Annotated in this window: 22 protein-coding genes and 2 pseudogenes; 9 read left to right on the top strand and 15 right to left on the bottom strand. The window is 69.4% G+C overall.

The window, feature by feature from the left end; translation table 11 throughout:
* Positions 1 to 270: 270 nt before the first annotated feature.
* From ACZ4Z3_RS16840 to ACZ4Z3_RS16850, 3 genes and pseudogenes are all read left to right on the top strand, one after another.
* A pseudogene (locus tag ACZ4Z3_RS16840) lies at positions 271 to 348 on the top strand (IS5/IS1182 family transposase); the annotation flags it as partial.
* Between the two features lie 1165 nt (positions 349 to 1513).
* A complete protein-coding gene (locus ACZ4Z3_RS16845; RefSeq protein WP_468501697.1) occupies positions 1514 to 1879 on the top strand; it encodes a hypothetical protein in 366 nt (121 codons plus the stop codon).
* Between the two features lie 9 nt (positions 1880 to 1888).
* Complete coding sequence (locus ACZ4Z3_RS16850; RefSeq protein WP_468501698.1) at positions 1889 to 2356, top strand: hypothetical protein; 468 nt, start codon at positions 1889 to 1891, stop codon at positions 2354 to 2356.
* 58 nt (positions 2357 to 2414) lie between these two features.
* Here the strand turns inward: ACZ4Z3_RS16850 and ACZ4Z3_RS16855 are convergent, their stop codons facing one another.
* The 4 genes from ACZ4Z3_RS16855 to ACZ4Z3_RS16870 form a co-directional block, all read right to left on the bottom strand.
* Entirely contained in the window at positions 2415 to 2885 is a 471-nt protein-coding gene (locus tag ACZ4Z3_RS16855) for a NucA/NucB deoxyribonuclease domain-containing protein (protein WP_468501699.1), read from the bottom strand.
* Between the two features lie 174 nt (positions 2886 to 3059).
* Positions 3060 to 3746 carry a hypothetical protein gene (locus tag ACZ4Z3_RS16860; RefSeq protein ID WP_468501700.1) on the bottom strand — a complete coding sequence of 229 codons (687 nt, stop codon included), beginning with the start codon at positions 3744 to 3746 and terminating at the stop codon, positions 3060 to 3062.
* Between the two features lie 92 nt (positions 3747 to 3838).
* Entirely contained in the window at positions 3839 to 4126 is a 288-nt protein-coding gene (locus ACZ4Z3_RS16865; RefSeq protein ID WP_468501701.1) for a hypothetical protein, read from the bottom strand.
* Complete coding sequence (locus ACZ4Z3_RS16870) at positions 4123 to 4452, bottom strand: hypothetical protein (RefSeq protein WP_468501702.1); 330 nt, start codon at positions 4450 to 4452, stop codon at positions 4123 to 4125. Before ACZ4Z3_RS16870 ends, ACZ4Z3_RS16865 begins: the two co-directional genes overlap by 4 nt.
* 439 nt (positions 4453 to 4891) lie before the next feature.
* On the opposite strand from ACZ4Z3_RS16870, the gene ACZ4Z3_RS16875 reads away from it, so the two are divergent.
* Both ACZ4Z3_RS16875 and ACZ4Z3_RS16880 read left to right on the top strand, forming a co-directional pair.
* Positions 4892 to 7699, top strand: coding sequence for an FG-GAP repeat domain-containing protein (locus ACZ4Z3_RS16875; protein ID WP_468501703.1), 2808 nt, complete (start codon positions 4892 to 4894; stop codon positions 7697 to 7699).
* Positions 7700 to 8134: 435 nt separating this feature from the next.
* A pseudogene (locus ACZ4Z3_RS16880) lies at positions 8135 to 8260 on the top strand (DUF6207 family protein); the annotation flags it as partial.
* 56 nt (positions 8261 to 8316) lie between these two features.
* Here the strand turns inward: ACZ4Z3_RS16880 and ACZ4Z3_RS16885 are convergent.
* Positions 8317 to 8862 (bottom strand): DNA ligase-like domain-containing protein, encoded by a 546-nt coding sequence (locus tag ACZ4Z3_RS16885; protein WP_468501945.1) that lies wholly within the window; start codon positions 8860 to 8862, stop codon positions 8317 to 8319.
* Positions 8863 to 9262: 400 nt separating this feature from the next.
* Complete coding sequence (locus ACZ4Z3_RS16890) at positions 9263 to 9853, bottom strand: hypothetical protein (protein ID WP_468501704.1); 591 nt, start codon at positions 9851 to 9853, stop codon at positions 9263 to 9265.
* 221 nt (positions 9854 to 10074) lie between these two features.
* Here ACZ4Z3_RS16890 and ACZ4Z3_RS16895 point away from each other — a divergent pair, with 221 nt between their 5' ends.
* The 3 genes from ACZ4Z3_RS16895 (at position 10075) to ACZ4Z3_RS16905 (ending at position 14084) form a co-directional block, all read left to right on the top strand.
* Positions 10075 to 10749: a helix-turn-helix transcriptional regulator gene (locus tag ACZ4Z3_RS16895; RefSeq protein ID WP_468501705.1), complete on the top strand. Its 675-nt coding sequence runs from the start codon at positions 10075 to 10077 to the stop codon at positions 10747 to 10749.
* A gap of 96 nt (positions 10750 to 10845) precedes the next feature.
* Positions 10846 to 12756 carry a ThiF family adenylyltransferase gene (locus ACZ4Z3_RS16900; protein ID WP_468501706.1) on the top strand — a complete coding sequence of 637 codons (1911 nt, stop codon included), beginning with the start codon at positions 10846 to 10848 and terminating at the stop codon, positions 12754 to 12756.
* Between the two features lie 515 nt (positions 12757 to 13271).
* The gene (locus ACZ4Z3_RS16905; RefSeq protein ID WP_468501707.1) at positions 13272 to 14084 is read left to right on the top strand and encodes a methyltransferase domain-containing protein; all 813 of its coding nucleotides are present in this window, start codon (positions 13272 to 13274) and stop codon (positions 14082 to 14084) included.
* Between the two features lie 91 nt (positions 14085 to 14175).
* Here the strand turns inward: ACZ4Z3_RS16905 and ACZ4Z3_RS16910 are convergent, their stop codons facing one another.
* The 8 genes from ACZ4Z3_RS16910 to ACZ4Z3_RS16945 form a co-directional block, all read right to left on the bottom strand.
* The gene (locus ACZ4Z3_RS16910) at positions 14176 to 15816 is read right to left on the bottom strand and encodes an AMP-binding protein (protein WP_468501708.1); all 1641 of its coding nucleotides are present in this window, start codon (positions 15814 to 15816) and stop codon (positions 14176 to 14178) included.
* Positions 15817 to 15897: 81 nt separating this feature from the next.
* The gene (locus ACZ4Z3_RS16915) at positions 15898 to 16821 is read right to left on the bottom strand and encodes an NAD-dependent epimerase/dehydratase family protein (RefSeq protein WP_468501709.1); all 924 of its coding nucleotides are present in this window, start codon (positions 16819 to 16821) and stop codon (positions 15898 to 15900) included.
* Between the two features lie 618 nt (positions 16822 to 17439).
* The gene (locus tag ACZ4Z3_RS16920) at positions 17440 to 20286 is read right to left on the bottom strand and encodes a glycosyl hydrolase family 95 catalytic domain-containing protein (protein ID WP_468501710.1); all 2847 of its coding nucleotides are present in this window, start codon (positions 20284 to 20286) and stop codon (positions 17440 to 17442) included.
* Positions 20287 to 20345: 59 nt separating this feature from the next.
* Positions 20346 to 20483, bottom strand: coding sequence for a hypothetical protein (locus ACZ4Z3_RS16925; protein WP_468501711.1), 138 nt, complete (start codon positions 20481 to 20483; stop codon positions 20346 to 20348).
* Positions 20484 to 20972: 489 nt separating this feature from the next.
* Positions 20973 to 21947: an RNA polymerase sigma factor gene (locus ACZ4Z3_RS16930; protein ID WP_468501712.1), complete on the bottom strand. Its 975-nt coding sequence runs from the start codon at positions 21945 to 21947 to the stop codon at positions 20973 to 20975.
* 53 nt (positions 21948 to 22000) lie between these two features.
* Positions 22001 to 22312 (bottom strand): hypothetical protein, encoded by a 312-nt coding sequence (locus tag ACZ4Z3_RS16935; protein WP_468501713.1) that lies wholly within the window; start codon positions 22310 to 22312, stop codon positions 22001 to 22003.
* The gene (locus tag ACZ4Z3_RS16940) at positions 22309 to 22890 is read right to left on the bottom strand and encodes a hypothetical protein (RefSeq protein WP_468501714.1); all 582 of its coding nucleotides are present in this window, start codon (positions 22888 to 22890) and stop codon (positions 22309 to 22311) included. Before ACZ4Z3_RS16940 ends, ACZ4Z3_RS16935 begins: the two co-directional genes overlap by 4 nt.
* Complete coding sequence (locus tag ACZ4Z3_RS16945) at positions 22887 to 23189, bottom strand: hypothetical protein (RefSeq protein WP_468501715.1); 303 nt, start codon at positions 23187 to 23189, stop codon at positions 22887 to 22889. Before ACZ4Z3_RS16945 ends, ACZ4Z3_RS16940 begins: the two co-directional genes overlap by 4 nt.
* Before the next feature lie 158 nt (positions 23190 to 23347).
* Between ACZ4Z3_RS16945 and ACZ4Z3_RS16950 the strand changes: the two genes are divergently transcribed.
* The gene (locus ACZ4Z3_RS16950) at positions 23348 to 24118 is read left to right on the top strand and encodes a FadR/GntR family transcriptional regulator (protein ID WP_468501716.1); all 771 of its coding nucleotides are present in this window, start codon (positions 23348 to 23350) and stop codon (positions 24116 to 24118) included.
* Positions 24119 to 24259: 141 nt separating this feature from the next.
* Here the strand turns inward: ACZ4Z3_RS16950 and ACZ4Z3_RS16955 are convergent, their stop codons facing one another.
* The gene (locus ACZ4Z3_RS16955) at positions 24260 to 26560 is read right to left on the bottom strand and encodes a ricin-type beta-trefoil lectin domain protein (protein ID WP_468501933.1); all 2301 of its coding nucleotides are present in this window, start codon (positions 26558 to 26560) and stop codon (positions 24260 to 24262) included.
* Between the last annotated feature and the right edge of the window lie 139 nt (positions 26561 to 26699).

Below are 26699 nucleotides of genomic sequence, written 5' to 3' on the forward strand. Positions count from 1 at the left end.
GGTCAAGGGGGTGGTCAAGGGGCCGCAGCCGTGGAACCGCAGGCCGGTGCACGAGCGGGGACAGCCGTCTCCCACGGGCGCCCGGCGGGGCCGGCCACCAACTCCATTCGTTCACCGAGGAGCAACCCTTCTGAACCGCAGCGGTCGCAGAAGAAGTCGCGGACGATGCCCGCGCAGTCCCTGCAGATCGGCGTGCCGGTCGCGTCCCGGCCTGGTAGCAGCCGGTCGACTCGGCAGCCTGGGCAGCAGCCGCGGACGCGCATCGCGCGGTCCCGAGCGATAGACGCCGTCGGCAGGACCACCGTCATCGCAGACGGCGGCTACCGTGGCACTGGCCTGGTCATCCCGCCCCCGCACCACCCGACGGCCCCCCCCTGGGAATGTGTGACGGGCCCGTCGGCCCTCGCCCCATCTGCCGTTCCGGCCTCGGCTCCCCGCTGCGGCCGGCAGTCATCTCACCATCGTTGGTTGGATCTGGGCGTCCAACGTGTTGGCACTGCGGCAAGATCAAGGGCATGGACCTGGAGGGGATCGGCGCCGTGAGCGCCGCGGGCGTCGCGATGCTGGGCATCGGGGGTGCGATTCTCGTCGGTCGGTGGCAGATGCGGGGCGCGGTCAGGCAGGCTGAGGAGACCGCCAGATCGGGCCTCAAGCAAGCAGAAGCCACCTATCGCGCGGCGCTAGACGCTGTACACGCTGAGTCCTCGGCTGCGTTCCTCCAATGGCGGCGCGGTATGCAGCGGGAGGCAGCTCACGCTCTCCTCTTGACCTGTGACCAGGTCGATGCTGCCGGAGAACGACTCAAAGAGGCGGCTCGTGTGGATCCGCATTCGCTGTCCCATGCACAAGGCGAGATCGAACTTGCCGACGCTATGCACGCGCTTCGATCCGCGACCTTCGCAGTAGAGCTGGAGGGACCCCAGCCGGTCTATCTCGAAGCCGCGCGCTACTCCACGCACACGGCCGCAAGGGGCGACTGGACAAAGGAGGAAGTCCGGCGCATCCGCGCGCTGGCCTGCCTGGAGAAACATCGCCTTGACGCGACCGAAGCCTTCGAGGCAGACAACAACGGAGACGGCCCCCCTCTGGAGTCCCTTCCGGGCTACGAGGTCTGGAAGGCCTTCCAGCTGCTGATGATGGCCGCCAAGTACCACCCGGACCAGGTCGAGCGGGACAGCTCTGCCACGTTCAGGCCCTGCGGTGAGGATGTGAGGTCGGCTTACGGAAGGTTCTACGCGGCAGTGCAGGCTCTCCCGAATAGCGATCCAGTTCACCAGCACGCCCGAATCCTCTATCAGACAGGTCTGCGGTCGACTGAGTTCCAGGTCCCTAGCGACGGCGGCCACACTCCGAGTGAACTCGTGCTACGAGACCTCCTGAATGGGCAGGAGGTCGCACGAACAGCCTTCATTGCCGCCGCCCGCGGAACTCGCCCGGCCGTTCCACCCCTCACAGGGCCACCGTCTGGCGCCCTAGTCCGGGCCTGCGCCGTCGGGGCGGGAGGAGCAGGCCCGTGTGGCCGGTATCAGCACTGTGCGGCCACCAGTCCAAGGTCGAGGCCGAAGAAGCCTTCGCCCGCGGCCAGTTCCTCGCTGAGCGGGGCGCCGACGACGCCCGGCCGGCGCTGACCGGGCCCGCCGGAGCCGAAGCCGAGGCCCGGCTCACCGAACTCGCCCGCCAGACTGTCTTCGACGGCCAGGTTGTCACCGACGAAGCACGCCTGCGCCGCATCCTGGCCCCCCACGACACCCACCTGTACCTGGGCACCTTCGTCACCTGCGTCTACAACCCCGACCGCTGCCGGAACTGCTTGCTGCTCGGCCGCAGCGAAGTCGACGATGGGGCTGCAGTTTCAAAGGTGACGTGTTGTCTGAGGTGAGGAGGGCTCGTGGCTGAGCTTGTCCGGAAGCAGCATGTGGATGCCTATGTGGGGTTTCACGCCTTCGGGCTGCAGGAAAGCGATGATGCCGACCTGCCCGTCCCGTTTCCGGACGACTTCGACTTCGATGCTTTTCTCAGCACTCATCCCGGGCGGCTGGACATCACCAGCGGCGGCCACACCCACACCGCCGCTGTCGCGGTAGAGGTGTGGGGCGGGCCTCCGCCAGCGACGGATCCGGCCGGCTGGGACGAGCAGGCCGAAGCCGACTTCGTCTCCACCAGTGGTGAGGTGGCCGTGTGGTCCATGCACACCGGCCGGACTGATGCCCTGATCACGCTGGCTGATGTCGGCGGATCGTGGCGGGTGCGTGTCAGCTGTGCGGGCCGCGCCGCCGCTGCGGCTCTGTCGGAGGGCGAGGGCACCGGACATGGTGTCGAGCGCTACCTCGTGCAGTTCTGGCCGGCCCGATCGTGAACAGACGGCGGCAGCGGGCCCCGGTCAATGGCCCGCTGCCGCCGCATTCTGAACTGGATCAGCTGACGATCTTCAAGATGAAGCCGTCGAGATCGTCCACGCCGTCGAGGCCATCGAGGATGCGGTTCTTGGCGTAGAAGCTCTTCAGAATGGACCCGCCTGCCTGATTGTCGTCCTTCGCGATCGGCTTCGCGGAGAAGCTGAACTTCTTCGCTTCCGCTTCGTAGTAGTTCTCCGCGGCCCCCTCATAGGTGCTCGCGAAGGGGTACTCGTCGCACTCCTTCGTCCCGCCGGCGGTGTAGTTGGCTCCCCAGTAGCGCTTGTGCTGCTTGACTGCTTCTCCGCGGGTCTTGTCGGTGCGGGCGGCGCTCACCGTCCGGTGCAACGGATCCTTGGCCGTCTCACCGGGCACCTTCTTCGCTGACATGTACGGCTTGGTGTCCTCCGGGACCAGGAACGCCTGCCTGATGTGCTGGGCCTCGGCGCGTTCGTCGGCTCCTGCCTTGGAGCTCAGGGTGAGCGTCGGCACGTAGCTGAAGGTGGCCGCGCCCCTTCTTGTCCGGTGCCGCCGGTTGTTGATTCGCGGACGCTGTGACTCAAGGTCGGTAACGACTGCGACACCCAAGGCGGCTGGATCACTTCGGAGTAGTGTGGCGGGTCGCGATGTGTTCCCCGCCGCTGGGGCCGGTTTCAGCGTGTGTGGCTACTTCGCGGCCTGGGCCGCTTCCAGGAGCTGCTTCACCGCGGCCGCGTTCTTGCCGTGGGCTTCCTTCTCCAGGCCCTGAAGTTCACTGGCGTTCTCGTCGGTGCTGGTTTTGCTGGCGCTTTCGCCGGTGCCGACCTTGCCGTCGTCGTAGGGCATCGTGTGCAGGGTTGCGTTCCATTTGCCGTCGTCGCCCTTCACCAGCAGGGCGATGTACTTGTGGCCCTCCTCGTAGCGGGGCTCGCCCTGCCAGGCGAACTCCCGCTCGACGCCGTCCTCCCACCACCAGCCCAGGAGCTCGACCGGGTAGGTCTTTGGCGCGGCCTCGGCGCCGGGCTTGGACCACAGCACCTGGTCGACCTTCATCGTCGCGGTGCGCGGGATGTGCCCTTCGCCGTTGTCCTTCTTGTCTTCGGGCAGGGCGCCCTTGCGTTCGCTGCCGGGCACCATCTCGATCACGACGGCGTGGTCGCCGTGGGTGACCCAGTCGGACGCGGTCAGGGTCGGGAAGCCCTCCGACATGTGGGCCGCGACTGCCAGCGGCCCCTCGTCACCGCCATTGGCGGTGGCAACACCGGCGAAGGTTCCGCCGGCCACGGCCGCCACCGCGACAGCAAGAGCAGTCAGGCGCCCCCGCCGCGTCGCGGGCAGCCACCGCCGACCCGCAGCAGGCTGGTCACTCTTCACACGAAACATGAAACGGCTTCCCCTCACATGGTCTGGCACAGCCCGACGCCTCGACGGCCGCCCGGCAGAATCGGTTCTCGCAGCAGGGCCAGTCACGGCTTGACGTAGATATCGTTGATCTGGCCGACGTTGTGCGACCCGAGATTCGTCCAGGAAATCAACTGCTCAACGGTGCCACCCGTGCGCATGCAGCCCAAGTCGCTGTCCGTATTGCCTTGCCGTGGGGATGCCTCGTACCCGTGGGTGAGGCCGACGGCATGCCCGGTTTCGTGGCAGACAACGGCCTTCCAGGGGTTCGCCGACCCGCTACCCATGTTGTCGAAGCTGATGTAGTGCTGGTCGCACTCATACTCGCTCGCGGCGTCATTGCACCAGGTCACACCTTGAACACCGGCGGCAAGACTCGGGTCGTTCCAGTCGAAGATGATGTCCGTCTCGGACGAGAGTCGTACTGGATTTCACTGCCCGTGTGCTCGTGCCGTTCGAGATCGGTGGGCCCGTACTCATCCCGAAGCACTTCGCGCACATCGGAGTCGCCGGCGTCGGTCATGCCCGGCTCGATGGCGAAAGTCAGGTAGCCGTTGTCGGTCCGACAGAAATAGCTGTCGTCCTCACAGTCCCAGTACGTGTTGTCGGTCTTGTACATGTTGTCGAAGCTCGCCGCCTGAGCGGTCAGCACAGAGCCGACAAACAAGGCGCCAGCCATGACCATGACAGTAAAGGTTTTTTTCTCGCGCTTCGCTGAAAAAGTATTTGCACGCGTTAACCCCTCCTCAACTTCCGGCCGATTCCTCCCCCGGCCGGGTACAGGCGTTTGACTATATCTTTACAACATCATCTCTCAGCATGGAAGATCATGCTCCAGTTATGAATGGCCGTAAGAAACGTGATTTCACAATGTTTGCCCCCTTTTGGTCGGCTGGTTGGCCGCACTCCCACACCACCAGTTCCCCCTCGAACGCGGCGTCGTCGGGAACGGTGAGGCCGCAGCGACGATCTCGGGAAGGGCCGTCATCAGGCTTCCAATGCGGCGGCTGGTGTGCACTGATAGGCTCCCGTCGCCCACTCAGGGCATGCACATTTCATGCACAGGCTGTCCGGGGCTTTCGGGGTCGCGGCTAGCAGGGTGAGGGGCCGGGGGGGCTGTGGGGGTCAGTAAGGTCGTACGACGCTGTCTGCTGGGCAGAGGAGGTGCGGCCCTGGCCGTGATCGTCGTCCTCGCCGCAGGTGCTCAGGGCGCCGTGCCGACGGGGACGGCGGTGGCTGTCGGGGCGGACCAAGTCGCTGCGGCGGGCGAGGTCGTGATCCCCGCCGCGGACCGGCGTGCCACGCGCAATCCGGTGTTCATCGGCTTCGGCGACACCGGTGTGCTGTCGAATCCCGAGGGATCAAGCGGCTTGCTCTGGACCGACTACGCGACGCGCCAGACGCGACCGGTGACCGAGTTCGCCGACACTCAGCAGCCCAATGGGCTCGCCCAGTCGGACACCACCTACACGCTGTCGGCCGACGCCGAGGGCCGACGCGTCGTGCGGTTCCGCGCGATGGGCTCCGGCGAGGACCGCGGCTCGGTGACAGTCCCGACCGGTCTGACCTATGCGGGGACGGCTGGCCAGGGTGTCGTGGTCGCCTACCTGGGCGGCTCGACAAACGTACGCGAACTGCACCTGCTGAAGCAGGCGGCCGGGGGCGGAACCGAGGACACGAAGGTGACCGGCTGGCCCGCCGACGCGAAGCTTCTCGCGTTGAGCGGGAAGGACGACCGCTCGCTGCTGCTGCGCTACCGCGTGCCGACCGAGGACCCGCAGGTCTTCCTCTACCAGCTCGTCCTCGTCGACGTCCGCGACGGGACCTGGACCAAGCTGTTCGCCCCCTACAACACCAACTCGGCCCGACTGCCCGTCCTGAACGAGGGCTACGTCGGCTGGTGGTATCCGGGAGCCGGCGCGCGGCTGCTGCGCCGCGACGCGCTGGACGGACCGGTGATCACCGTTCCCTCCCAGGGCACTGTGGGAAAGACCGACTTCACGGTCATCGGTGACGACGTCGTGGTGGCCACGTACGGCGACGAGACCCGTGCCGTGCTCACCCGGCCCCTTACCGACGCGGGCGAATGGCGCACGCTGCTCCCCCAGATGGACGGCTGGGTGCACGCGTCGGCGGACGGATCGGCTGTGGTGGTGGGCGGTCCGGACAAGGCGCACTGGGGCATGTACCGGCTCTCCGAGGCGCCGGACGGGCAGATCGTCGCCAATGAACTGATGGATCTGCCGCCGGTTCCCGCGCCCGTCGACGGGCTCTCGCTGGTGGGCGGCACCCTTGCCTGGACCGATCAGACCGCCCCCCCGTCCTATGACGTCATGTTCAACACGCGCGCCGTGTCGGCCGACGCGATCCCCCAGGTGGGGCCAGTCCGCCAGGCTGGTGGAGGGGTCAAGCCGTGCATCTTCGTGAACAGCTGTGTGCGGCTGTTCGGCACGGGCGACGGATCCGTCGTCTACAACGACTTGGACAACTCCCAGCTGGTACACCGCCGTACACCCACCGGTGAGGTCCAGACGCTGGCCGTTGACAGCTTCTACGGTGAGGTGAGCGCTGCGGAAGGACGGTACGCGCTGCTCTCGGGCGGCCCGAATCACAAACACTTCCTCGTCGACTGGACGCAGTCCAAGGTCGTCTCGACACGCACGGCCGTGGCCGCCACCCTGTGGGACGGACAACTGTGGACCACGACCTCCACCGCCGGGCACCTGTCGATGAACCGCCTCGGCTCGACCACCGCGGCGGTCGACGTCAACGTCGGCTCGGCGTGCGTGCCCAGCGAGCTCCAGGCCCACGGCCGCTTCGTCTACTGGGCGTGTGCCGCCCAGCAGAAGGCCGGTGTGTTCGACCGTTCCCGCGGCCGCTCGGTGGCCGTGCCGACAGGGGATGCGCTGCTGGCCGACGGATTCCTGGTCCGCCATGACAACGAGCGCGGCAAGCTGGTGCGCACCGACGTCCGCTCCGGACAGGCAGTCACTTCCGACCTGGCCGATCTGCCCGCGACCACAAACCTCATGCCCGAGGGCAGCACCTCGGACCGGCGTGTGCGCTGGACCCTGGACCCTGACAGTGGCCGCGTGGCTTTCGTGGACGCCGGTGAACGCATTCACCTGATGACGGCCGGGACTCTCGCCGCTCCCGTGCGGCGCGATCACGCGGGCCGGGACGGCATCAGCGACCTCCTCACCCTCAACTCCTCCGGCGCACTCGCGTTCCATCAAGGCACGGGCAAGGGCACCTTCTCGGAGAAGGTGAGCGGCAGTGGCTGGGCAACATCGGTCAAGGCGGTGCCGTTCGGGGACCTCAGCGGCGACCGCTGCAACGACGTCCTGGTGCGGCTGAGCAGCGGGGCGCTGCGCGCCTACAAGCCGGGCTGTGGGGCTGCGTTGAAGCCGTCGACGGCGTACACCTCGCTGGGCACGTCCGGCTGGAACCAGTACGACGTGCTGACCGCGCCCGGTGACGTGACCAAGGACGGCCGCCCCGACCTGATCGCGCGGAACTCCTCGACCGGGACCGTGTACCTCTACAAGGGCACCAGCACGGGCACGTTGTCCGCCCGGGTGAAGCTCTACGACAACTGGAAGACGTACAAGAAGGTCGTGGGCGCCGGGGACCTGAACGGCGACGGCATCGGCGACCTGCTGGCCCAAGACACGGCGAACAGCCTGTACCGGTACTACGGGACCGGCAGCGGTACGTTCGGCGCCCGGGCGAAGGTCTTCTCGAACTGGGGCGGCTCCTACAACGTGGTCGTCGGTGTCGGCGACATCACCGGTGAAGGCAAGGCCGACTTGGTCTCGCGGGACAGCGCGGGCAACGTCTGGCGCAACAACGGTGACGGCAAGGGATCGTTCGGCGCGCGCACAAAGATCGCCACCGGCTGGCAGGGCTACGAGGGCCTCTTCTAGATGACCAACCAAGCGGCGGGCCGGGGCGCGCGTGCAGCAACCGGCCTGTCGGGTCATGGGGATGGGCCGGTAGGCCGAGCGCTCCAGCCGGTGTCGATCCGGGCGAGACCCCCCGGGGACGGTGTGCTGATCATCCATATCGGCAGCCGGGGGCAAGCCTGCTGTCGACAGAAGACGCCGGGAGCCGGGGAGGATGGTCAGCGTGCACGCCACTACACGGGAGGGGCGTCGTGCGGCTCACGATCGACACCGGGACGGACACCTACGAGGAGGCGATCGACGACGGCGTCTCCCTCCTCACGGGACTCGGGCAGTTCGGCCCGGGGGCCGGGCGCTGCACGACCCGCGCCCCGGCGACCCAGCCCGCTGGGTCTGGGCAGGCGACAGCCCCTGATGCTACTCGGTCGGCGGAACCCGCTCGGTAGCATGGGCATAATGCCTTACAAGGACCCCATCAACGAGGCGCACGTGAGTGAGCCCTGCCTCCTGGTCGTCGTCGCGGCCGCCGACGACGACACCGCCCTCGCCTTCCAGCAGTTGCTCGCCGAACGGTGGGCATCTGCGACAGTGGAGCGGACGACGCGGGATGCGGGGGAGCCCGGCGTCCGGCTGCGCTGCTATGAGCCGCGGGACAACGCCACCCGTCCGTCAGGGAGCCGTATGGCGAGGGTCTTCGGGTGCCGCGCCGTGCCGGTAAAGCCGACCAAGGTGGCGTCGACTGTGTCCGCGTGCCTAACCTTGGCCCATACGGTCGGCCTTGTAGGCCGACCGGAGCGGCTTGGCACGACCCCCTCAACGTCGGTGCCTTCGAGCGTCTCGAACCAGAGCAGGGCCTCCTCGAGGTCCGGGGTCGACCACACTGACACGATCGGCGCACCGACGTCGGCAAGCACGTCCAGGAGGGACCTGGCGGCGCTCCACGTAGCGACGTGGCCGACGGCCGGGATGCCCGCCGCGGGGTGGGCCAGGATGTCGAAGGCCCCGTACGGCGCCGGGTACTGGTCGGCGAGCTCCCTCGCGCGGCAGGGGCGGAACAGCGCGCGGAACTGCGCCGCGGCGAAGCTGACGTGCATGGTGCCGTCGTTGTCGGCGACGTACACCACGGCCTCGCCGTCCAGGATCATGCCGGGCGGCAGGTTCGTGGGGGCCACGGCGAGGTCCATCCATAGCGCGGTACGTCCCGGCCGGTCTGCGGCTGCAGCGAGGCCCCCATCGGCGGTCTCCCTTGCTCGGCGGCCGGCCTCCGCCGGTCAACGAGCACCCGCCGAGATCATCATCTCCACGCCAGCCATCCACCGACGATCGCGCGCGTCACAGGCCAAACTCGCGGCCGGATGCGACCCGGCCTAGAGCATCACACCGAGGGCACTGACGGGCGCGCCGCCAGCATGACCGACCCGTGCGAGCTCCGCGCTCGAGGCAGTAGCCCCGAGACTGCGCAGGGCGGCTTCTGGCCGAGCCAGACTTGCCGTCGTACCGGGGAACCAGACCGGCTCCTACCCACGGAGGGGGCAGGAGCCGGTCTGGTCGGTTCGAGGTTGGGGCGCGGTAGGCGGCTGATGATCAGAAGCGCGAAGGTACGGGGCAGCCCCCGAACTCGTCGGTGTGCTCGAAGAGGTAGAGGACGGCCTGCTTTGCGTCCCCCGGGAGGAGCTGTACCTCCGCGAGGAGGTACAGCTCCTCCCGGAGCCCCTTCAGCCCGTCTTCAAGGGCCTCGAAGTAGGTGTTCGCCTTCTGGATGGTGAGCGTCCGGAGTCGCAGTTCGGCCCTCGTCTTGGCGATCAATGTGGCCATGGCTTCTACGTATTGCATCGCGGTTGACAGGCCAAGATGATCAGTGAGAGCGAGGGAGACGCTTGCGGTTGCGGAGTACAGGGTCTCCCTGAATCGGATGAGGCGTGCCTCGGCCATGAGTACGGCGCCGTTGGTTTCGGCGGACGCACGAGGTGCGATTTTTTCTCCCAGGGTCTCGCTCGTGATCTGCTCGATTGTGGGGGTCCTGTCCAGCTCCTTGGCTAGGTTCCGGCGGTTAGGTCGGGCCTGAGCGGAGCCGATGGCGATCAGGAGTTCGGCGTCGGCAGACGCTAGAAGGAGGTCGAGTTGGTCATCGGCGGCAGTCCGGTCGCAGTCCTGGTCGTTCGGGAAGTCACTCATGGGTCTCTCCCTCCTCAAGTCCGAGGTTGATTTTGAGCTGGCGACGTGCCCGGGTCAGGTTCTCCCGTACAGCGGCGTGTGTCTGCTTGAGTTCACAGGCGGGCCTTGACCACCCTGCCGGCGGCCGACCCTGCGGAGCATGCCCCGTGTCCGTCTCGACGAAGGCCACGATTCTGGAGCCACACCGAGAGCCCGTCGCGGCGAAATCAGGAGACCCGTCGGTGTCGGCGACCCCGTCGGCACTCCCCGCGGCACTCGGCATCGTGCATCTCGACACCGCCCTCCGGGTCGTGGAGGCGAACGACGCGTTCTGCGAGCAGTTCGGGCTCGTACCCGCGGAGGTGACGGGGGAACCTCTGGCACGGTTCTTCCACCAGACGACCGCGGCAAGTCTGGAGGAACACTTCTCCCAACTCGTCGACGGGCGGTGCGGCGACTTCAGCATCCGCCTGACACTCACGGACGGGGACCTCACGGGCGGGAACCTCACGGACAGGGACTGCCTGGTCACGGGCCTCACGCTCAACACCGTCCTGCATGTCTGCCGCACGGACTGCGCCGCGATCGCGCTCATCGTCCCGGACGCCGTCCACAGCCCCACGCTCACACCGGCCACGACCCTCGCCGAGGTACCCGCCCGCATCCTGGAAGGCGTGGCCGCCGGGCTGTCCACCCAGCAGTTGGCCTCACGGCTCGGCCTCAGCAGCCACGGCGTCGAGTACCACATCAGCGCGATGCTGAAGAAACTGCAGGCCCCCACCCGGTCCGCGCTCGTCGCCCGCGCCTACGCGCTGAACATCCTCGTCCCGCAATGCTGGCCGCCCCGGGTCAGGCCCCAGCAGATGACGCGGTTCCCGGTCGGCAGGTCCGCCTGCGCCGAGTTGGAAAGCGCATGAGCCGAACACGCCCATCCCACAAGCGTAGTAAGGCACTTCGCTCCACCGCCGTGGGAGCGCGGGCCGAACACGAGCACCGAGGGAACGGATCCAGCCATGGCCACTGACACCCACCGGGCGGACATCGACATGGTGGCCGCCGGGGCCGAGGCCGTGAGCCGCAACTTCGGCATCATCAGCGAACGGGAACAGGCGGCCCTGCGCGCCGCGACCGTACTCGTGGCGGGATGCGGCGGCGGTGGCGGGATCGTCGAACCACTGGCCCGGCTCGGTGTGCTGCGCTTCCGGCTGGCCGACCCCGACGTCTTCGACGTCTCGAACCTGAACCGGCAGGCCTGTGTACAGGCCGACCTGGGCCGTTCGAAGCCCGTGGCGATCGCCGACCGGATTCGCGCGCTCAACCCCGCGGCCGAAGTGACCGTATATCCGCAGGGGCTGACCCTGGAGAACCTCGACGAGGCACTCGAAGGTGCCCACATCGCCTTCGACGCCATCGACCCGACGATGTCGTCCTGGGTCAAGTACCAGCTGCACGAGCGGGCCGCCCGGCTCGGCATCCCGGTCCTGGCGGGTATGGACTTCGGCGGGAAACCGACGCTGTACGTCTTCGACTACCGGCGCAACCCGGTGCCGTTCTACGGCAGGGCGAGCGCCGAGGCACACCGCGAGAACCGCCTGTGCGTATCGATGCGGTGGATCGGCCGTACTCAGGTCCCCAGCGACTTCCTGGCCGTGCAGACCGACCGGCGCGTCAACGGGGGCGCCTGGCCGCAGATCGGCTACTGCGTCCTCGGCCTGGCCACACTGACCGCGAGAACCGACGTGGACGTGCTCGTGAACCGCCGGACACGGCATGTCGTCACCATGGACGTGCATGCCGCGGTCAAGACCCGCCCGGCCGCCCTGCTGCACCGGGCGCGGCTGCCGGTGGAGATCGTACGGTCCCGACGGGCGCTACGCGCCGCCTCCCGGCGCGATCCCCTCCGGCCCTCGGCCGCGCCACAACCCCCGCGCCCGCTGCCCGAGCGGCTCGCCAGCGTGCTGGAGGGCGCCCGGCTCGCCCCTTCCGCCTTCAACGCCCAGCCCTGGGCGTTCGAACTCCTCGACGACCGCACGGTCCGGCTGGCGCACGACCCGCAGCGCTGGCCCGCAGCCGTCCGGGACCCGCTGGGCTGGGCGGAGAGCCTCGGCTGCGCTCTGGGCGCCATGACCTACCTGGCGCACGGCGAGTGGGAGGCCTCGACCGCTTCGGATCAGCCGGCCGACCAGGACGGGATGCCCGCGTTCGTCGGCCGGTTCCACTGCGACCGCCTCCGCGACGACATCCTCGTCCGGCAGGGCGCGCTCGGCCTGCGCTCCACCCACCGGGAGGGCCTGCTGCGCACCCCTCTCGACACGGCGACGGCGAAGCGGATCGAGTTGCTGAGCGCCGAGCGGAACCTCGCCCTGGAGACGGTGACCGGCCCCAACGCCCTGGCCCGGCTCGCCCGGACCGAGCTCGACTCGGCCATGGCCGCCGATCCGGCGTCGGACGCCCGACTCCGGTCCTGGCTGCGGGAACGCGCACGGAACGACAGCGGCCGCCGTTCCTTCGGGGACCCGCGTGACCTCCTCGACCACTCGGGGGCGACCGGCGTGCTCGCCCGCGCCGTCCACAGCGAGGCCGTACCGCGGGCGCTGGTCCGCCAACTGGCCTCGGCGACGGCCGGCGTCCGGGCAAGGAGGCTGCGCGACTGCGGGGCCGTGCTCGTCCCGCGCGGCCCGCGCCGGTCCGTCGCCGACCGCCTCGAAGCGGGAGCCACGCTGATGCGCATCTGGCTCGCACTGACCGAGGCCGGATATGCCGCCCAGCCGCTGGGCGGCGAGTTCGGTCGCCCGACGGCCGGACTCGGCCCCGACGGGGACAACGAGGTCCTGGCGGTCCTGCGAACCGGACGGGCCACGACCACGCCGCCCCACCGGGGCGCGCGCTGCCCGATCGAGGACTCCGTCCGGTGGGCCCGATAGCCCCCAGCCCCGGACAGTCACCGGAGCCGCCTCCCCCGAGGCGACTCCGGGACCTCACCACCGACGGCCGTCGCGGCGATGGGCTGCGAGGGCCGCGACTTGTGGTCGGGTCACCCCCCGCATCCGGCTCTCCCGTCGACGTGAACCTGATCGGCCACGCGCATGTGGTGCTGCTGCGGAGGGTGGCCGACCGCGTCGGCCTTGCCACCGCGCTGACTGCGGCGCTACCGAAGGGCCGGCGGGCTCGGGGCAGTGCCGGCGCGGCACGACGGTACACGCCCGGCGATCACCGGCGCGTCGGGATCACGCACGCTTGCGGTGGGCCCGGTACTGGTCGGGGAAACGCAGGCGCCGGCCGTGACCACGCCGACGACGAACCCGGCCGACGGGCCCCGGCAGGTGCCGATCGCAGAGCTCACGGTCCCCAACTCCCTTGCTGCTACTCTGCTTTGACTTTCAACAAGCGCCGCTCGCACGCACACATCAGGCACCCCGCTGACGGGAGACAGCAGCACGTGGACACCACCGGACCACGCACGGCCGAGAGCATTGCCGCACGCTTCCACGACGTCGACTCCTCCGGCGTCCCCGAGGACTTCATCGCCTATCTGCGGAAGATGGAGGAGAGCGAGAGCGGTCGCGCGGTGCGGGAGGCCACCTACCGCGCCCTGGAGACCGCCGAGGGCAAGGGAACCGACGTCGGGTGCGGCGCCGGCCGCGCCGTAGCGGACCTCGTGCGGCTCGGAATGGACGCCGTGGGGGTCGACAGCAGCCAGGCCATGGTCGACGCGGCTCTGGCCAGGTTCCCGCACTGCCGGTTCGTCCAAGGCAGTGCCTTCGAGCTGCCGTTCGAGGACGGTGAACTGTCGTGGTACCGGTCCGAGCGGACCTTCCTCCACTTCGGCGATCCCGCCGAGGCGCTGTCCGAGGCCCGCAGGGTACTGAGACCGGGTGGCACCATCGTCCTCGCGGACCCCGATCTCGGGTCGATGGCGGTGAGTTCACGGATCCCCGAGACGACCGAGGCGGTCAAGCGCGCGTTCTGTTCGGCCGTCCCGAATCCCCACTCCGGCACCCGCAGCGCCTCCCACCTCGCCGACGCGGGCTTCACCGACATCGAGGTCGTTCCGATCATGGCGGCGCTGAACGACCACGCGTCGGCGTTCGGCGTGGTGCTGGAGCCGGCCCTGACGGCTGCTCTCACCCAGGGCGCCGTCAGCGAGGAGGAGGCGGCGCGGTGGAAGGACGACCTGGGCGATCTCTCGCGCCGGAACGCCTTCACCGCGACGGCGACCTTCTTCGTCACCGCGGCCCGCCGGGCGTCGTAGTTCGCGGCACCAGCGCATCTCAAGGGTCAGGGCCACTGCATGGCAGTCGGGCCGCCCGGGGACGGTCTCCCGGGCGACCCGAACCTCTCGGTCAGTCCGAGCGGAGCCGAAGCCGTTCCCGGAGCAGGTTCTTCCGCACCTTGCCGGTCTCGTTGCGCGGCAGTCGGGGCAGGAGTTCCAGGCGGGAGGGCAGGCACCATTCGCTCATGCCGAGCCCGCCGAGCCAGTCACGCAGGCCTTCCAGGGTGGGCGTCCGCTCCCCCGGCACGACGACCGCGCAGGCGAGCTCGCCGCCGTGGCCGTCCGGGTAGCCGACCAGGGCGACATCCCGTACGTCGGGGTGGTCCAGCAGTGCCGACTCCACGTCACTGACCGGGATCATGATGACGCCGATCCGGTCCTCGGCACGGCCGTGGAGCCGGATGCCGCCGTGGCCGTCCGGCGCCGCGAGGTCACCGGTGTCGTACCAGCCGTCGTCGTGCTCGGCCAGCACGGTCAGACGTCCGTCGTCCCGGCCCCAGGTGGCCAGGCACAGCGAAGGGCTGCGCACGAAGAGGCGCCCGGGCCGGTCGTCGCTGATCGGGTGGTCGGCCCGCAGGTCGATCTCGTGGCCCGGCGCGCAACGCCCGACCGTGCGTCCGGCCAGCTCAGGGTGCTCTCCGGCGCGGGTGAAGGTGTTGGCGCCCTCCGTCATGCCCCAGCCCACGTCCAACGGGATGCCGAAGGTCTCCGTCACCCGCCGGAACAGCGGCTGCGGGACCGTCGTGCCTCCCGCGCGGATGATGCGCACGGTGTCCAGTCGCCGCGAGGTGCGTTCCATCGCGTCGATCAGCGCGGAGAGGAAGACCGGGACGATGACCATCCAGGTGACCCGGGCCTGGGCCAGGAAGGGGACGATGGCCTCCGGCGCCCAGCGGTCCGTCATCACCGCGCACCCCCCGCGGTGCAGCGGCATGAACATCCCCATGGTGAGGCCGACGATGTGCGTCGCCGCGTTCGGTGAGTAGACGCGGCTGTGCGGGCCGATGCCGTCGGCGGCCGCGACGGGGGCGTACCAGGCGTACAAGGTGTTGAGGGTGTGCAGTACGGCCTTCGGCTCACCGGAGGTACCGGAGGTGAACAGCACCAGGGAGACCCGGTCCGGGTCCACCACGGACGGATCCGGCAGGGTGCTGTGCTCCGTGTGCTCGAAGAACTCGCGGAAGTCGAGTTCCCCGTCCTCGGTCCGCTCGCCGAGCACCACCCGGTGGCGCAGTGCGGGCAGCCGGGGTGCCATGTCGGCCAGCGCCGCGGCGTGCTCGAAGTCGTCCCACCGGTCGACGGTCACGCAGACGACGGCGTCCAGCCGGCGGAGCATCCGCTCCAGCTCACGGGGGCGGAACGCGCACATGATGGGCGCGGCGACGGCCCCGAGCCGGGCACAGGCCAGGAGCAGCGGTCCGACCTGCCAGACGTTCGGCACCTGCATCGCGACGACGTGACCGCTGCGTACTCCCAGGGCGTGCAACGCGCCGGCGAAGCGGTCCACGTACTCGGCGTACCGCGCGTAGCTCATCTGTACGAGGCCCCGGCCGGCCTCCGAGACGAGAAGGGCAGGGGCGTCGGGAGTCTCGGCACGCCACCGCGCCAGGTCGTCGAGGATGGTGTCGGGGCGCCAGAGGCCCTCCTTGCGGTACCGCTCCACGGTGTCGGCGGACGGGCGTAACGTCGTGATCGGGTTCACAGTTTCCACTTTTCTCAGGATGATCGCGTCATTTCATGGCGTGGGAGCGGCACTTGGGGTGGTCCTTGCAGCCGTCCCGGACCGTGCCGGTCATTCCTGGCCCAGTCCCTCGCGCCAGCTCGGCCGCAGCGGCTTCCAGCCCAGAGCCGTACGGGCCCGGTCGTTGGCCGAGCCGTGCGCGGCGGTGAGTTGATGGGCCAGGAACCAGCCGAGCAGCTGGGGCGCGTGGTCCGCCGGGATCGTACGAGGGGCCGGGCCACCCAGCGCTTGGGCGTAGTGCGGCAGCCACCGCGCGGCCGGGGCCGGCTCGTCGTCCGTCACATGGAACACCCCGGTGGCCTCCGACTCGACGGCGGCGACCGTGGCCGCCACGGCGTCCTCCAGGTGCAGGAACGACGTGATCCCGGCGCCGTCCCCGGGCAGCGGGAGCTGTCCGGCCAGCACCGCCTGGGCGGCCCCGCCGTCGCGGGCGTACATGGTGCCGGGGCCGTACAGCGTGCCGTACCGCAGGACCACGCCGGCGAGCGGCCCGCTGTTCAGAACCAGCCGCTCCAGCTCGGCGACAGCCCGTACGGTGGCGGCCCAACCGGGATCGGGTGCGTCGACGTAGAGCGGTGCGTCCTCGTCGAGGACCAGTTCCTCGGCCGGGGCGGCCGCGAAGGCGATGGACTGCGCGACCAGCCGTCCCGCACCGGCCGCCCGGGCCGCAGCTATCAGGTTGGCGGTGCCCTCGGTACGCAGCCGCGCGGTCAGGGTGAAGGCCGCACCCGGGTCGTCGGCCAGCAGGCGCAGCGCCGTCATCTGGTGGACCACCACCTCGGGGCGGACGGTCGACACCGCCGACAGCAGGGCCTCGCGGTCGAGGGCGTCGGCGCTCACGATGCGGTCCGCCTCCGGGGCCCGCTCCCGCGACTCCTGGCGTACCAGCGCGCTCACCTCGTGGCCGCGTGCCCGCAGCGCTCCCACCAGGGGGTGTCCGATCACCCCGGTGGCGCCGGCGACGAGAATACGCATGCTTCATTCCTCCGTATCGGTAGGGAAAGGGGGAGTGGCGAACCGCCCGTCCGCGCCCTGGCGGGGGCGACGTTCCGCCGGAGCGTGCGGACCGTTCCGGGGCGCGGCGCGAGGTGCCGGGGAGGAGGCCCTTGATGGACGCATCCGCCGCGTCCCCGCCAAGACGGCGGCCGGGCGGGTCGGCCGTGTCGCCCAGGGCTCGGCGTCCGCAGGGGGCGAGAATGTGGCGCCGCGCCCGGCCCTCGATCGCGTCGGGCCGGGAGACCGGAAGGCCGATGGGTGCCCTTGGAAAGGTCTTGCGGCAGGACGGTCGCAGGGGCGGGCTCGATCGGCTCGGCGAGTCGAGATCTGACGCTCCGACGGCCACCGTGGTCGCGTGTGGACGTCGGCCGACGACAGTCGCCCTGACCGAAATCGTGTGCCCCGTTCTCGCATGCCGCCGCCGCTTCCACACCGGGAAAGCGATGGTCGTACAACTTTCAAGGACCTGCCGGGCATCAGCATTCCCCCTGTGATCACACGTTGGCAAGGCGTAGTCACTGGTGGATTTTTATGCTGAACAACGCATGACTACCGAAGGAACGCCGCACCTGTAGACGACTCCGGCAGGCCGCCTGACTACATGCGCTGGAGTTGGAATCGCTGGTTGGCGCTACCCGTGACCGACCACTGGGAGATGCGGGCTCCGTCGGCGGTGGACGCCTCCCACACGTCCAGGGCGAGGCCGCTCTGCCGGTTGACCAGACTGATCACGCCACTGCCGTGGTCGACTATCCGCCACTGCTGGCCCGCGGCGTTGGCATCCGGCTGCTGGGTGATGTCGGCGCCGCTGCTGCCACTGGCGGCGTTCAGGACCAGACCACTGGGCCGTACCCGGATCTTGTAGTGATCGCCGTCGGAGGGCAGGAACTCGAACTGCTGGTTGCGACCGGCGGTGATCTGCCACTGGATCAGGGCCGCACCGGCGGACGCACCATTGATGTCGGCAGCCTTGCCACTGTGCTGGGCCACCAGCCGATACGCCACGCCGGCCTCCACCGGCCCCGACCTGACCGCGGACGCGCGATAGGTCCTGCCGGCCTGGCCGGCGAACTCGATGAGATCGGCCTCGAGGCGCTTCGGCTGGACCGGCTCGCCGCTCGCATCGTCCCGCAGCGTGAAGTCGCCGGCGAAGATCCGGCTGCGCACCCGGACGGCGCCGGTTCGGTCGGGGGTGACGACGAGCTCGATCCGGCCGCTGCTCCACTCGGCGCCGACGGTGTACCCGCCGCGACCCCGAAGTCCCCTCACGCGCCCGGTGGGCCAGGCGGACGGCAGCGCCGGCAGCACGTGCAGTTCGCCGTTGTGGCTGTGCAACAGCATCTCCGCGATGCCCGAGGTGGCGCCGAAGTTGCCGTCGATCTGGAACGGTGGGTGCAGGTCGAACATGTTGGGCGCGAGCCGGTCCGTGCGCACCAGGTCCCGGATCAGCTTGTGGGCCCGGGCACCGTCCTCCAACCGCGCCCAGAAGTTGATCTTCCATGCCAGCGACCAACCCGTCCCGTCGTCACCGCGCAGTTCCAGCGTCCGCCGCGCGGCCTCGTGCAACTGGGGTGTCCCACGCTTGGTGATCTGGTTGCTCGGATGCAGACCGTACAGGTGGGATACGTGCCGGTGGTTCCGCTCGGTCTCCACCCAGTCGGCCAGCCACTCCTGGACATTGCCCCTGGAGCCGACCCGTGTCGGGGCCAGCCGGTCCCGGGCCGCCAGTGCCTGAGCGCGGAAGGCCGCGTCCACGCCGAGGATTTCGCCGGCGCGGGCGACGCTGGTGAAAAGGTCGCGCAGGATCTGGTTGTCCATGGTGGGCCCCGCGCAGACGGTGGCGTTCGTATGGTGAGCGAGCTCCGGAGAGTTCGACGGGTTGGTGACCAGGTGTCCGAGCGTCGGGTGGGCGACCAGCGTGTCGAGGAAGAACTGGGCGGCGCCCTTCAGGGCCGGATAGTTCGAGCGGAGGAAGTCGCTGTCACCGGTGAACAGGTAGTGGTCCCAGATCAGGGTGGCCAGCCATGCGCCGCCGGTCTGCCACATCCCCCACCGCGCTTCGTCGACGACCGAGGCGCCCCGCCACGCGTCGGTGTTGTGGTGCGTCACCCAGCCGCCGGCGCCGTACTGCGCCTGCGCCACCCGGGCGCCGGTCACGGTCAGGTCGTCGATCATGTCGAAGACCGGGAGGAAGCATTCGGGCAGGTTCGTCGTGTCGGCGGGCCAGTAGTTCATCGGCAGGTTGGCGTTGACGGTGAACTTCGAGTCCCAGGACGGAGCCATCTGGTCGTTCCAGATGCCCTGCAGGTTCGCCGGCTGGGTACCCGGCCGCGAGGACGAGATGAGCAGGTACCTGCCGAACTGGAACAACAAAGCGGAGAACTGCGGATCGTTCACTTGCGCGTGCTGTGCGATCCGTACGTCGGTCGGCTGGTCGGCCGCCGCCGTACGTCCCAGATCGATCGACACCCGGTCGAACAGCGCCTGGTAGTCCGCGAGATGCCGATCGCGTAGTTGGTCGATGCCGACGTTGCGGGCAGCGTTGAGATGGCTGCGCGCGATCCCCTGGTAGTCGCCGTCGACCTTCCGGAAGTTGACGTAGCTGGAGCCGATGGACACCAGCACCGTCACGCTGGTGGCGCCGGAGACCCGTAGCGTGCCGCCCGAGCTGCTGACCGTGCCGCCCGTCACGGTGGCATGGGCGAGGGCGAGGAACCGGACCCGTCCGGCGACGCCCTCCATGGTGCCGGAGGTGCCGTCGAGGGCGATCGTGGCCCCGTCCGGGCTGGACAGCGTTGTTCGTTGAGGACTGTCGAACGTGGCGCTGAAGGTGATGGCGTTGGCCCGGTCGGCCGTCAGCCGGACCACGATCACCTGGTCACGTGCGCTGGCGAACACCTCACGCTGGTACCGCACGCCGTTCAGCACGTAGGTCGTGCGGGCCGTGGCGGTGGTGAGGTCGAGCGTCCGGTTGTACTGCGACGCACCGGTGGCGCTGCCGAAGTTGAGCAGAAGGTTTCCGACCGGCTGGTAGGCCAGCTGTCCGGCCGGGCTGCCCAGCATCGTCTGATTGATCAGGTCCTGGGCCGGCCCCCACTGATCCGCGAAGACCCGCCGCCGGATCTCGGCGATGTTGGCCGCGCCGCGAGGGTTGGCGGAGTCGTACGGACCGCCGGCCCAGACGGTGTCCTCGTTGAGCTGCAGCCGTTCGGTGTCGACGTTGCCGAACACCATCGCGCCGAGGCGTCCGTTGCCGATCGGCAGTGCCCGCAGCCAGTCCGTGCCGGCCGGCTTGTCGTACCACAGGGCGAGATCATTGGCGGCCAGAACCTCCCGCGGCGCGGCCGAGCCGGTCCTGGCGACGGCCGTCCACCCACCCGGCACGATGCCTGCTCCGGCCGCCGCCCCGGCGGCGAGAAACCGTCTGCGTGTCACTTCGGACATGTCGTTCTCCCTTCACGACTGGTTGCCGCCGCCCTTGCAGTCCGGCCGGGGCCGGGACGTCACCGTCCGAACCACAGTTCCCGGAGCACCGTGGTGGTGGCCCGGAAGTAGCGCACGAAGTCGTCGGTGCTGCCGGCATCCTGACAATTCAGCCCGGTGTCCATCGGCGCGCCGAACTCGTCGACGACCGCCGGCACGCCGGGAACCGCCAGGATGCTGGCGAGCAGCGGGCGAGATCACGCCGGCGGCGAGTGCGGGGCATGGTCGCGCCTTCCCGGTTGGCGGTGTGGTCACCTCTGCGCTGTGCAGGATCTTGACGTTGGCCGCCTGCCGGCAGCCGGCCGAGCCGGCGCGGAGCTTGCCCCCTCCACGCCGGCCCCCTCCCAGAGCGCTCGCGCAGCGAGCATGTCAGCGTCATGCCGCTGCCGTGGCGCCTGGAAAGCCTGCCCTCCGGCTTCGCCCGGAGGGTCGTCACCCGGCCCGGATCGGCTCCTCGTGCTGAAGTCCTTTTGGCTTCCGCTTTCACAGGCCATGAATGGGCAACGCTCAGCGTCGACTTCTAGAAGATTGACAGATCGTCATGGACCATTCAAGAGGGAAACGTCAATAATTGAAGACCACCCCTCATAACCTTTTCAAGCAGTGAATTCAGAATGACGGACGCATGTGAATCACGGCAGTTTTCGTTATCGGAGGCCTGCTTGAACAGTCGCAGTCGCCGTCGGCCTGCTGCCGAAAAAGACGGCGCCGTCGCCGAACGCGAAAACCTGGGTGCCGACTCGCCCGGCCTTCGGACGAGCCGACTCGGCTCCCGCGACGACGGCATTCCCGGTCGCCCCGGCGAGCGCGGGTCTGTCGAGCACCGTGGTGGAGCGCACCGGCGGGACGGGGAGCAGCGCCAGGGCGACGACCAGCCGCTCAAGGGGCACCAGTTCGTCGGCGGCCCGGCCGCAGTCCGCACAGGATCGGGTGTGCCGGGTGATGCGCTTACGCCACAGCGCGCTCGGTACGCCGTCCCAGCCCCCCAGCGCGGCGGTCAACTGTGGGCAACGGGGGCCGGCTTCCAGCGCCGCGACGAGTGACCGGCTCAGCTCCAGCTGGTTGCGCATCCGCTGGACGCGCACACCCGCGTGGGCCACGCTCGTTCCCAGCGCCGCCGCGAGCTCCGCCCTCGTGAGCCGGCCCGCGGCCTCCAGCCACCACAGCGACAGCAGCGCCCGGGCGTCCGGGTCGAGCCATCGGCTGGCGCGCACGGTCTTTCTGCGATGACCGGACAGCTCGACGTGGATCAGGGCGAGGTTCTCGGCGTCGGTGTCCGGCGGGTCGGCCAACTCGTCGAGGGAGGCCGTCCGTTCGGCGTCCGCGTGCCGCCGGTGCAGATGGGTGCTGATCTGTCGGGTCGCGATCGTGGCCAGCCAGGGCCGGAAGCACTCCGGGGTGCGCAACGTGCGCAGCTCAGGAAGTGCCCGCAGCATCGTCTCCTGCACCACGTCGTCGACGTCCGCGAGCTCACCCAGTGCCCTGCGCACGATCCGGTACACCAGTGGCAGGTACGTCGCGGCCAGGTCGTCGAGCGCTCGTGGATCGCCGGCCTGTGCGGCGACGACCAGGCTCGTCTCGTCGGCTCGGGCGGCACGGCCGGCTCGACCGGCCCGCATCATGAGCCCATACACGCCGCCTCGGGCGCGGCCGGCTGGTAATGCTGGGCGGCCGGTCATCGCCCCGGCCATCCGCCGTCGACCGGAAGAACAAGGTCACTGACACGGCCCGACGCAGGAGGGGCGAGGGGCACCGTGGCCCCGGCGAGATCGTCGGCGTGGCTCCGGCGACCGGCCGGGATCCCGCCGGGAATCGCCCGGTCGCGCCGGGGGGCCGCGCGTAACGCCTCGGTGTCGCCGGTGGCGATGCGGCCCGGTGCGATGGTGCCGACGCCGCGCCCGCCCCGCTCCTTCGCCGGGGCTGACGCCTCGGCGACCCGGATCTCGATCTCGTGGGTGCGTGCCGCGCGGTAGACAAACGCGTTCATCGATCCTCCATTGCCATGGTGTCGGACGTCCCTTCCGCCGTGGATCGGCATGGTCCGGGGGTGACCGCGAGCAGCCGCCGGCCGACGTGCTCCAGCCGTATGTGCGGTCCGTCGGGTGCGTGTGCCGTTCGCTGCCGGGGCGCGGTCATCACCGTCCCGTCGATCCGGATGCCGAGGCCCGGCGTGTCGCCGAGCACGAGGGCTCCGTCCTCGACGTCCAGGTCCAGCGCGACGCCGATCGGCGGGCGCAGGCCCTGTGGTGCGCTGACGAGGTGGTTGGGCACCGACGTCGCGGCGTGCAGCAGCGCGACAGGTGTGTTGCCGACCGGCCCGGCGTTGAAGGTGTGCCGCAGCATGCGGTCGTAGAGGGCGGTCGCCGCGCGGGGGTCCTGGCCGTCGAGGGCGGCGAAGATCGCCTCGGCTTCCGTGTGCGGTCCCAGGCCGACTCCGGTGATCCCCTCGTCGGTCTCGACGATGACGACCGGCACGGGCACGACGCCGTCGCCGTAGACGCCGTCGGCGTCACCGACAGCTCGACCCCATTGCGTGGCACCGGCCGTGACGACCGGCGACCTCATGACGCCGACATCGCCGTCGAGTTCGCCCCGTCGTTGTTCAGGCCGTTGTCGTCGGCCTCTATCCAGGACGAGAAGACCCGCTCGACCGCCGGCGAGGACCTGATGGCGGCCCCGAGCAGGGTGCGGTACTGCCCGAACGGCTGCGCGACCAACTCGACCGTCCCACCGGGATGCCGCTCGACGACGAGTCCGGCCGTTGGACCACCGGACGCCGCATCCGGGACGGAGGCGCTTCGGCAGCCGGCTGAGACAACGGGCCCGGCGACCAAGGTCGCCGACCTCGGTGTTCGCTGCTTCATTGCTGCCCCACTCTCCTGAGGTGGCCGGCTGTCCGGCAGTTGAGGTTGAGGAGGAACGCAACTCGTATGACGTATGTAACCCGTATGACGTATGACGTCAACCGGATGCCGTATAGTGAGCGAGAATCCGTGGCACGACGCGGGTCCCGGGGGGTGTCATGACGGCAGTACCGCAGTCATCCGCAGGGGCCTCCGAGGTCCCCGCCTGGAGTCGGCGCCCGGCGAACCTTGCCGCCGCGGTCACGGCCGAGCTGGTGGAGCGGATCGTCCGTGGAGTCCATCCGTCCGGTTCGCCGCTCCCGCCCGAGCCCGTGCTCTGCGCGACCTTCTCGGTCAGCCGCACCGTGGTCCGCGAGGCGGTGAAGATCCTTCAGGAGAAGGGGCTGGTGCAGGTCCGCCAAGGCGCCGGCACGATGGTCACCCCTCCTGCGATGTGGAACATGCTCGACGAGCTGGTCCTCGGCGCGACCATCGCCGAGGACGAGAGCCTGGCCACCCTCGATCACCTCGTCGCGACCCGCCGCGTGCTGGAGTCCGACATGGCCAACGTCGCCGCCCGCCTGGCGAACGCCGAGGTGATCGACCGGCTACGCAGGCTGGTGGAGCGGATGGACGAGCTCGTCGACGACCCCGCTTCGTACCAGGAAGAGGACCGGGCGTTCCACGACACCGTCATGCAGGCGTCGGGGAACCGCATCGGCCGTGCCGTGGTCCGTGCGCTGGAGCGCCAGGTCATCGACTCCGCCCGTTACGTGGGCCGGACCGGCCGCGCCCTGTGCGTCGCGTCCAACCAGGGCCATCGGCGCATCTACGAACGGATCGCCGGGCACGACCCCAAGGGTGCGGCCGAGGCGATGTTCACCCACATCACCGATGCGTGGGTGGTGCGCCGCAGCGGGCCGGGCGAGCCGACCCGGCTGCGGCGTTAGGGCCGGTCGTTCGGATCATGCCGGTTTCGGACTACGGCACCTTGATGGCTGCCGTGAGCGGGGCTCGGCGCGTGCGGCTGCAAGGCGAGGAGGGGCCGATGCCGTCGCTCGTGGGCCAGGCGGTCAAGGGCGTCGATTCCGCTATCGCCGTGTCCACTGCTGGTTGGTGCCGCCGTTGCAGGACCAGAGGATGGTCCTGGTGCCGTTGGCGGTGCCGCCGGCGTTGGCGTCGAGGCAGAGTCCGGACTGGACGCCGGTGATGGTGCCGTTGGGGTTGACGTTCCACTGTTGGTTGGTCTGGCCGTTGCAGTCCCAGATGATGACCGGGGTGCCGTTGGTGGTGCCGCTTCCACTGGCGTCGAGGCACTTGTTGCCGGGGAGGGTCAGTTGTCTGCCGGTGGTGTAGGTCCAGGTCTGGCCGGCCGCGCCGGTGCAGTCCCAGAGTTGGGTCTGGGTGCCGTTGGTGGTTCCGCCGGGGACGGTCAGACAGCGGCCGGACTGCGCCCCCACGATCTGCTGAGCCGTCGTCGGCGGCGGAGTGGTGTCCTTCGGTCCGGCGGACGCCATCACGTCCTGGGCACCGGAAGGCCAGTTGCCGTTGGTGACCGTGACGTTGCCGGACACCACGTTGCCCCGGTCCCCGTTGGTCACGTTCGTACTACCGTTGGTCGACCAGTTGTTGGTGACGGTCCAGTTCCCCATGTTCTCGCCGCCCCAGTAGTTGGCTGTCGCCCACGTACCGGTGTTCGAGAAGACATTGTTGTCGGCCTTGTAGTACTTCGAGCCCTCGTCGAAGTACAGCCCGAAGTGTCCGTTGGTCCGCAGGCAGTGGTTCCGGCTGATCAGCGCGCTCGGGTTCCATCCCAGCGTGTAGATGCAGCCGCCGTCGTTCATCTGCTGCATGACATCGTGGATGTAGTTGCCGATGAGCCGGTTGTTGGACGCGGTGGTCGGCGTCGTGTAGCGCGGCTGGTAGTTGTACAGGCCACGGTTGGCGTAGTGGTTGCTGCCGCCCGCGTCGTTGGCACCCCAGCCGAACCCGATCGACATGCCGGAGTACGGCATGTTGTAGACCTCGTTCTGGGCGACGGTGCTGCCCGTGACGTACGTGGTCAGCACAGAGACGACGCCCCGGTGGTCCGCCCCGAGGTCGTGGATGCGGTTGTTGCTGATCGTGATGTCCCTGTTGACCATGCGCTGGTCGCCGGGGTGGTGGGCGTCGGCGCGCACGCCGCCCACGAGGATGCCACCGGCTGAACTCCGGGCTATCTCCGACCGGGTCACCGTGATGTTGGCGGCGCCCAGGCCGACGCCACTGGTGTGCGCGTTGGCGTCGTTGCCGATACCGATGGCCGTCTGGCCCAGGTTGACGAACCGGGAGTCGGTGAAGGTGACGGTGTCGGCGGCGGAGACCTGCACGGCGGCCGGCATCTGCCGCCAGTGCGGCCGGGCGGCCTCGAACTGCGTGCAGCCGTTGTGGCAGGAGTCGAAGCTCGGCCAGCTCCAGTCGCCGGCCAGGTACGCGCCGGTCTGCTGGTCCACGTAACCCTGGTTGCTGCTGGGGCCCAGCCAGCTCGTACCGGTGAAGGTGATGCCGCTGAACGTGAGGTGGTGCGCCGGCTCGCCGTACGTGCCGCCGACGTTCACCAGCGACTGCAGCCTCGGCAGTTCCACGCTGACGGAGCTCATGTTCTGCCCGGCCAGGGGGATGTAGTACAGGGTTCCGGCCGTGGGGTTGAGGTACCACTCGCCGGGCGAGTCCAGGAACTCGTACGCGTTGGACAGGTAGAACGGGCCGGCCCGGTGTGGCCGCATGAGGGTGTCGTAGCCGAAGTTGTTGTTGTTCCACGCCGGCTGCTGCATCGTGATGAAGTTCCCGCTGATGCTCTGCACCGGCGAGTACCGGTCGGTGAAGGAGTTGACGCTCTCCACCTCGATCCGGTTCTGGTCGGCCAGGTTGTTCAGATAGCTCAGCGCTCCGCCCGAGAACCTCAATCCGGCGCTGGAGGCGGTGAAGTCGGCCCGGTTCACCTGCGTGCGGGCCCGGGTGGCGACGGCGCCGTCGACATAGAGCTGCCGGGCATCGAGACCGGCGGGCACGTCGGCCTTCCAGATGTTCTTGGCTGTGTCGGCCACCGACCAGCCGGTGACCGCCCGGGCACCGGTGATCACCGGACGCGCCGACGGGGCGGCCCGCCACACGACCGTGTGACCGCCTGAGCCGGAGTCCTCCGCTGTCAGCCGCAAGGGTTGGGCCAGCCGGTACACGCCGTCTGCCAACTGCACCACGATGTCGTCCGACATGGCGTCGTTGAGTGATCGCACCGCCGCCTGCGCGGCAGTCAGGGAGCACGGCTGCGTGCTGGAACAGTCAGTGCCGGTGCCGGACGGCGAGACGTACACCGTGTGTGCAGCTGCGGACGCGGGCGCGGGGAACGCCATCACGGCCGTCGCGGCTGAACCCAGTGTGGCGGCCACGGCGAGAAGCCGCCTTCGTATCCTTCGCATCTTTCGTGTCGTGCGGGCTGTGAACACGTGTTCTCCTTATGGCGGTTCCCGACACATACGACGTATGACGTCT

This window comes from Streptomyces sp. NPDC030296, assembly GCF_055572815.1.